1 protein-coding gene and 1 rRNA gene are annotated in these 1,539 nt (G+C 38.5%); both read right to left on the reverse strand.

The genetic code is table 11. From position 1 onward, the window contains the following. Window positions 1-1,091 precede the first annotated feature (1,091 nt). On the reverse strand, window positions 1,092-1,256 hold the full coding sequence (locus AB4140_RS19720) for a hypothetical protein (protein ID WP_372002331.1): 165 nt from the start codon (window positions 1,254-1,256) through the stop codon (window positions 1,092-1,094). 173 nt (window positions 1,257-1,429) lie between these two features. Beyond that, a 5S ribosomal RNA gene (gene rrf / locus AB4140_RS19725) occupies window positions 1,430-1,539 on the reverse strand; the annotation flags it as partial.

Genomic DNA, 1,539 nt, shown 5'->3' on the forward strand with positions numbered 1-1,539 from the left:
AACACTCATCGTTACATTGAGTAATAATTTTGATTGCTTCACTCTTTACGAGAAAGAATGAGCAATTTCGATTAACTCAACACCTGTGAGTGTCCACACAGATTTCTTGTTTGATTTGTTAAAGAGCGTTGCTAATTATGTAAGAAATAATCTTTCATATCAGCAGCCATTTGACGCTAGGTCGTTGGCTTAGGGATGCGTATTCTACACTTCCCGTTGTTGGCGTCAAGTCATTTTTAACGTTAATTTAAAATGCTTTTCAACCGGTTAATTATGAAGCTTTAAAAGCGTCTTAATTAACGCTAACACCTTGAGGCTATTGGCCTGTCGCCGTGTCAGTGGATGCGCATTATAGGCAAGTTAAGATTTAGCGCAAGGGCTTTTATGCATAAAAATGAAGTTTTTAATCATTAATTGTTTAAGTACAGGATACACACTTATTACCCCCAAGGTTATCCACACAGCGAGCCAAAAAGTGGCACTCTAGGGATAATATACCAACCGCTTAAATTGTGTTAAGCCCAGTAATAGAAAAGGATAACATTCATTTTTGTGCTGGTGCCATGTAACGCTTAACTCAAAACACGGCAATGACTACCGTAAAACTATCTACCAGTTTTGGAGCTGTGAATTTTCGAGCTTTCTAAAAGGTCATAATTTATCCGCATAAGTTCCAATGCGGCATTCAATTCTAGTTCAACATGAGGAAATTAGCATAAAAAACAATATTATTTTAAGCACTGCAGCCTCAATGTTAATAGCATTACTCCCCAGCCACAGAAATAGTCATGTTAGTGCTGCTAACAGGCCAATCCAGGTAATCGTTGTTGATTAAAGTTTTTTAGCAAAGAATGTCGTTCGTAAAGAGACTATCCAGTAAGTAGAAGAGCTGAAGAGTTCTTCAGTAATAGAACACAAACACTGCACGTTGTAAGAAGATATTTTCAATGCAATAGCTTTAATTAACCGTTATATAAAAGATAAAAGCTTCAAATAATTCACCAAACCAGATCTGCTAATATTAGCTCTACTGATCTATTCCAGTTTTATTAAAACCATAAACGCAAAAAGCCCGCTACACAGTGACGGGCTTAATATTGATTAGACGATTGGCGATGACCCCATTTCACATAGGCATGTCGTCCACACTGATTACCAGCAAGTTTTACTAAACATAACACCAAATAGGGATTATTCGTATTAGGCGCTTCGCGATGTTCAGCTGCGGATAAATCCTCCGCGCTCCATGTCTGCATAAAGCGTTGCTTTATAAACACAGACATTGCACCCTACTTTCACATGGCCATGTCGTCCACACTGATTTCGAGTAGGCTATTAACTAAACCTAACACCAAAAGGACTTATTTATTTTAAAATCCTAAACGAAAAAATCCCTGACTCATAGAGTCAGGGATTATTCTAATTTAGCGTCTGGAAATGACCTACTTTCACATGGGGAGACCCCACACTATCATCGGCGCGATTGCGTTTCACTACTGAGTTCGGGATGGGATCAGGTGGTACCACAATGCTATTGTC

Source organism: Shewanella sp. 10N.286.51.B2 (assembly GCF_041469265.1).
Lineage (GTDB): Bacteria > Pseudomonadota > Gammaproteobacteria > Enterobacterales > Shewanellaceae > Shewanella.

Excerpts from the sequence above, each read along its gene's own strand:
- AB4140_RS19720 (WP_372002331.1), bottom strand. The coding sequence starts at position 1,256 with ATGCAGACATGGAGCGCGGAGGATTTATCCGCAGCTGAACATCGCGAA.